Consider the following 6,000-nt stretch of genomic DNA (forward strand, 5'->3'; position numbering starts at 1 on the left):
TCGCCGTTTGCGGTCCCGTGCGGCCGGTGACGGATCCCGTCTGATCCGGGCGCCGGTACCCCGGACAGAGTCGAAGTGCGGGGCTGTGGCCCTCCGTTCCCTCCTTCGAGGGCCGCTCCCGCGCGGGCACGACGCTGCACCTCGCCCTCGCCCGCGGCTTCGCCGACTGTATGGGAGCCACCCTCACCCCGGAAGACACCCCCGGCGGCGGCCTGACGATGGTCCTCGACCTTCCCGCCTGGGAGGCCTGAGCCCGATCAGCGCCTGCCCCGCGATCGGTCGGTCGCTGCACAGTCCCAAGCAGTGCCCTGTTCAGCCGAGCGCATCTCGCAAAGCTACATACGAGGAAAGGCTGCACTCCAGGGCCCCGTGCACTGCCGCCGCGAATTCGGGGAGCCGGACCGTCAAGCATGGTGGCCTCCGCCCGGAGTGAGGGCGGAGGCCACCATGCGGATGGCTCTCTTGATTGGTGAGGTCGGGGGGTCAGCGCAGGTCGGCGAGGAGGGTGGTGAGTTCGGCCTCCTGCTGGGTCGCTGCCATCGGCGGGTTGGGGTGGTCGATGCCGAAGGTCTTCAGGACCTTGTCCATCTGGGCGTCGACGGAGGTCCAGCCGGTGTCGTCGAGCGGCTGGAGCGAGGGCTGGTCGGCGTCCCAGAGGTCACGCAGGGACTGGGCGGCCGCGTGGGCCCCGGTCGCGTTCCCGGACTGGGCGTCCTTGAGCGAGGTCGATGCCAGTGCCCGCAGTCCGTCGACCTTGGCGGCGGGGAAGTTCTTCACAGCCTGGCCAGGAGCGAGCTGGACGGCCGAGGTGGTGTCGGCCTCCGGCGCGGGGCCGGTGTGCGGCCGGCCGTGAGCCCAGACCAGCAGGCCCGCGGTGGCGACGGCGAGCAGGCCGAAGCCCGCCAGCGCGACGCGCTCCCGCGCGCGGTTGGTGGTGACCTGCGGAACGTGCGTGGCCTCGAACGTCTCCGTCACGTCCGAGCGCGTCACGGTCAGGTAGACGACGGTCGCCAGGATCAGTCCGAGGAAGATCAGGCTGGTGGTGAAGGTGCCCAGGGCGAGACCGGTCGGGTCGCCGGGGTTCTGCGCGACCTTCGGGGAGGCGAGCCAGTCGCCGATGTTGGCGCCCAGCGGGCGGGTCAGGATGTAGGCGAGCCAGAAGGACAGCACCGGGTTCGCGCCGAACTTCCACAGCAGCGTGATCGCCGCGATGAGGCCGAGCGGCAGCAGGACCGACACGCCCGGGCTCCAGCCGGTGAGCTCCAGGGTCCAGTCGCCGGTGGCGGTGCCGAGCGCGAACGTGACCAGGACGGTGAGCCAGTAGAACGACTCACGCGACAGCGTGGTGACCGAGTGGATCGACAGCGTGCGCTCGCGCAGCCACCACACCCCGAAGACCACCGCGAGCAGCACCGAGAACACCGCGGAGCTGATCCACAGCGGCACGTTGAGCTGGTCGGTCAGGATGTCGGTGTACAGCGTGCCGGTGACGCTGACGACGACCACGGTGAGCCAGTACGGGAACGGAACGTACCGCTTGAGCCGCAGCTGGACGCCGAGCACGACCACGAAGACCGCGGTGAAGATCCAGGCCGTGTTCACCAGGCCGACGCCGAGCGTCATGTTGATCCAGTCGGCGAAACTCTCGCCGACGGTGGTGCAGAGGATCTTGATCACCCAGAACCAGACGGTGACCTCGGGAACCTTGTTGAGTTGGAGCCGTCCGCGACGCCGCGTCCGTTCCGGGCTGGTCGTAGTCATGGAGGCAGACTGGCCGGACGAACCTGCACATAACCTGACTACGGAGTCGCCACCGGTGCGGGGAAGGTCACCTCGACACTGCCGTGACCGCCCGCGATCGCGCGGACGCCGACACCGGCGGATGCGGCGAGGCGCCGCACCACGGCCAGTCCCAGCCCGTGCCCGGAGCCGGCGGTGACGCCGGCGTCGAAGACGCGGTCGACCTCTGCGGGGTCAAAACCGGGGCCGTCGTCCAGGACGTTGATGACGACGCCCTCGGGCTCGGTGCGCGCGGTGACCCAGACGCGCGAGCTGGCATGCCGCAGGCCGTTGTCCAACAGGGGCGAGAGCACCGCGACGACGAGTTCGGCCGCCACAGCGACATCGAGGTCCGCCGGGACGGCGAGGTCGACGCGCCGGCCGGCGATCGCCTGCCGGGTGGCCGCCCGCAGGTCGCAGCGGGTTCCGGCGTCTATGCGGGTCCGGGCGGCGCGCAGAATCGTGGTGACCGCGGTGTTCAGGCGGTCGACCTCGTGCAGGACCACCTGCGGTGCCAGCTGCCGGCCGGACAGCTGAGCCAGCTGGGCCTCCCCCCGCAGGACCGTCAGGGGTGTCCGCAGCTCGTGAGCGATCTCGTCGGTGAGCCGGCGCTCGTCCGCGAGCGCGGTCTCGACACGGTCGAGCAGGCCATCGAGGGTTCGGCCGAGCTCGCCGAACTCGTCGCGCGGGGTGCCGAGGTCGAACCGGCGCCCGGGTTCGTGCTCGCCCCAGTCGTCGGCCAGGGCGGCCATCTCGTGCACCACCCGCAGCGCGCGACGGACCACGAAGTACGCCACAAGGCCGGCCAACAGGATGGTCAGGCCGCCCAGTATGAGAGAGAGAACCGCGTTGCGCCGCTCCGAGGTCTCGTACGGCGTCAGATCGACCCTGACGACCACCACCACACGGTGGCCGTCGAGTGGAACGGGCTGGGCGTAGAGCAGGGTGTTGTCGATGGTCGTGGTCCGGGCCTGTCCGGAGTCGGCGAGCGCTTCGACGCGGTCCAGGACGCTGCCGGGCACGTTCCCGTCGATCAGTTGCCCGTCGGAGTACACCCAGGAGACGTTGTCCAGCGACTCGCTGTCGTTCTCAGCCAGGACGACGCGGCCGTGATCCACAGTGACGCTGCCGGCCACCGCCTCGGCGCGGGTGCGGGCGAGGTTCGTCGAGTCGGCCTCGGTCACCCGGCTCAGCAGCACGTGCGAGACCACGACCAGGACCGCGACCACCGCCGTGGCGATCAAGACCGTGAGGGCCACGACCCTGGCGGGAAAGCCCGTCACTGCCACCGGTAGCCCACCCCGCGGACCGTGGCCAGCCGCTCGGCCACGCCCAGCACGTCGAGCTTGGTCCGCAGGCGACGCACGTAGGAGTCCAGGGTGTTGTCGCTGACCTGGGCACCATGCGGCCAGCCGGCGGCGACCAGGGCGTGGCGGCGCACCGCGTCGCCCTGCGAGGCGATGAGTTTGCCCAGCAGCCGGAACTCCGTCGGGGTCAGGCCCTCGCTCAGCAAGCCGTAGGTGACGACGTGTTTCGCGGGATCGAGGACGACGCCGGTGGGCGCGGGCGTCGTGGTGGCCCGGCGCAGCAGCGCCCTCACGCGTACCAGCAACTCCGGGATGTCGAACGGCTTGGTCATGTAGTCGTCCGCGCCGGCCTCGAAACCGCCCACCTTGTGGTGCATGCCGTCCAATGCAGTGAGCATCAGCACCGGCGCATCGACGCCACGGGCCCGCAGGGCCACACAGACATCCCGTCCGTCGGCGTCCGGAAGCCCCACATCCAGCACGACAAGATCAGGAACCGGATCGAGGCGCCGCAACAGGCCGTCCGCGGTGGGAGCGCCTTCGACCGTGTGGCCGTCGTGCTCCAGGGCACGCCTGAGGACGCCGCGCACCGCCGCGTCATCCTCACACACCACAACAAAAGCCACATGCGCACCCTAGACACTCCGCCGAGCGATCTCCATCTCCGCAGGTCAATCGGGACATCGGCGCCTTCTGGGCACCGTGGCGGCGTACTCGACGCCTCTGTCCGCGCCCTGCTCTTCTTCAGCCGGTCCAGCCACGCCCGGCAGACCATCACGCCGAATTTCCCCGGCAGCGAGGACTCCGGCGCCCAGACCAGCTCCGTCATCGACGGCGCAGCCCCCTCACTGCCGCCTGGCGACCTGAGCCGGCCGGCACACCAGCGGTTGACTTGGCCGAAACGCGCGAGCGGAGATCGCCGGCACTCGGCGGACGCGTCACCAGGTCACAAGAGCCGGTGGCGGGGGCTGGACCGAGAGCATGACGTGCGAGGTGCGGCATTCGCGGCACCGCGCCCGGACGGACACACCAGCCGATGCCAGACCACCCCACATTGCCTTTCCCGCGGACGAGCGTGCCCCCAAGGAGCCAAAGCCCCACCACATCCAGGGCAGGCAAGAAGTGTCTGGACGTTGCAGTCGTGGCCCAGGCGGCTGAGGATGATCTCGTCGCCCGCCTTCCAGCCCTTGGCCAGGTGCCGGGAGAAGTCGTACGTGAGCTGGGTGGCGCTGCGTCCGTGGACGATGCCGCCGGCGGGTACGTTGAGCAGGTCGGCGTAGGCGGCGCGGAACTTCGCGATGGCGCGCCTGCCCCGACGCTGCACCCTGCAACCCGCCATTTGATCTTCACCGGCGAGACTGCTGGTCAGCTACAGGGACCGGAATCCAAGCAGAAACCGACGGGTCCCAGCGCAGCCGATGGCCCCAAAGGGCCTTGTCGCGCGGATCAAGCTCGATCAGGGCAAGTCTGGCCTCGTCCGAGAGGTCAGGCGCCAACTCAACAACTACTGAACTTGATCGGGTGATGTCGGGCTGTTTGCCGGACAGCGGTGCGGGTCGCTTCGGTAGTCCTGGTGGGGTGAGATATCCGCAGGGCGGCGGCTTGACCGACGCCGAGAGGGCCGGGCGAGAGCGGGTTCGGCTCCAGGCCGTGACTGGCTTCGAGGCCAGCGAGAAGAACCGGGAGATCGCTGCCTCGTTGCGTGTCTCGGAGCGGTCGGTGGAACGCTGGCGGCGCCAGTGGCGCGAGGAGGGCCTGGCCGGACTGGCGTCGAAGGGGTCTCCTGGCCGGCCTCGACTGTCGGACAGGCAGATAGCTGGGCTGGAGCGGGAGTTGGAGCGCGGGCCGTTGGCCCACGGGTGGGCCGAACAGCGGTGGACGCTGGCCCGGGTGAAGACGATGATCGGCCGCCTGTTCCACGTCTCTTACACCGTGGAGGGGACGTGGCGGCTGCTGCGGCGGCACGGCTGGTCCTGGCAGCGGCCCGCCCGGCGCGCGATCGAGCGCGATGACGATGCGGTGGAGCTGTGGAGGCGGGAGGTCTGGCCGCGGGTAAGAGCACCGCGGCGGTGAACAACGCCTGGGTGGTCTTCGAGGACGCGGCCGGCCAGTCGATGACGCCGCCGCGTGCCAGGACCTGGGGCCGCCAGGGCATCACCCCGGTCGTCCGCGTGCGCGGGCGCGGTTCGGGCCGGGTATCCATGGCGGGGATGACCTGCTACAAGCCCGGCGAGCGGTCTCGTCTGATCTACGCGATCCGCGAGTATCGGGGCCGCAAGGACGAACCGAAGGGCTTCGATTGGAAGGACTATCGCGACCTGATCGTCCGGGCCCACACCCAGCTCGGTGGCCCGGTCGTCCTGGTGTGGGACAACCTGCGCATGCACCTGGTCTCGCCGCTGCGGGAGTTCTTCGTGGCCAACATCGCCTGGCTCACCGTCTTCCAGCTACCGACCTACGCCCCGGACCTGAACCCGCAGGAGGGCGTGTGGTCGCTGGTCAAACGCGACATCGGCAACCTCGCCGCCGCGGACCTGAGCCAGATCACCCGAGCCGTGAAGCGTCGCCTCAAGAGGATCCAGTACCGACCGGATCTGGTCGACGGCTGCCTGACGGCCACGGGTCTGATACCGGAGGGCTGACGTGCTTCAGTCTTCCCAGTTCGCGTAGTCGCCCATCGCGACGTCGTCGCACAGAGTCTCCCATAGCCCGTTGTGTGCGAGCGCGGTGTCATCGAGGGTGGCGAGGAGCTCGCGAAGGTCGTCCGCTGCCTCGTCGAACCTGCCCTCCTCGCCTTCCTCGTAGAACGGGAAGCGGGCGATGGTGGCCGCGACGCACCGGTGGAAGGCTTCGAGGTCCTTGTTCACGTGATTGGCGGTCGAAGACTCGGTTGTGGGGATGTGCACGATGCGGC

General features: G+C 69.7%; 5 protein-coding genes. 1 reads left to right on the plus strand and 4 read right to left on the minus strand.

All coding sequences use genetic code 11. The features are described 5' to 3' along the window. Positions 1-483: 483 nt before the first annotated feature. From BMY61_RS25945 to BMY61_RS25955, 3 genes are read right to left on the minus strand one after another with little or no spacing between them, the layout of a single operon-like run. Positions 484-1,761 carry a COG4705 family protein gene (locus BMY61_RS25945; protein ID WP_042454968.1) on the minus strand — a complete coding sequence of 426 codons (1,278 nt, stop codon included), beginning with the start codon at positions 1,759-1,761 and terminating at the stop codon, positions 484-486. A gap of 38 nt (positions 1,762-1,799) precedes the next feature. Continuing rightward, positions 1,800-3,038, minus strand: coding sequence for a sensor histidine kinase (locus BMY61_RS25950; protein ID WP_244904223.1), 1,239 nt, complete (start codon positions 3,036-3,038; stop codon positions 1,800-1,802). A 20-nt stretch (positions 3,039-3,058) separates the two neighbouring features. Beyond that, the gene (locus BMY61_RS25955) at positions 3,059-3,712 is read right to left on the minus strand and encodes a response regulator transcription factor (RefSeq protein WP_042454976.1); all 654 of its coding nucleotides are present in this window, start codon (positions 3,710-3,712) and stop codon (positions 3,059-3,061) included. Between the two features lie 952 nt (positions 3,713-4,664). On the opposite strand from BMY61_RS25955, the gene BMY61_RS48850 reads away from it, so the two are divergent. Next, a protein-coding gene (locus BMY61_RS48850; protein WP_425314706.1) for an IS630 family transposase occupies positions 4,665-5,728 on the plus strand; the annotation gives its coding sequence in 2 pieces (ribosomal slippage) (positions 4,665-5,112 and positions 5,112-5,728; 1,065 coding nt in all). Between the two features lie 6 nt (positions 5,729-5,734). Here BMY61_RS48850 and BMY61_RS25975 read toward each other — a convergent pair. Then, positions 5,735-6,000: SUKH-4 family immunity protein (locus BMY61_RS25975; RefSeq protein ID WP_177240388.1), on the minus strand; the 266-nt coding region annotated here is incomplete at its 5' end.

This window comes from Streptacidiphilus jiangxiensis (genome assembly GCF_900109465.1).
Taxonomy (GTDB): Bacteria; Actinomycetota; Actinomycetes; order Streptomycetales; family Streptomycetaceae; genus Streptacidiphilus; species Streptacidiphilus jiangxiensis.

Excerpts from the sequence above, each read along its gene's own strand:
- BMY61_RS25945 (WP_042454968.1), bottom strand. The coding sequence starts at position 1,761 with ATGACTACGACCAGCCCGGAACGGACGCGGCGTCGCGGACGGCTCCAA.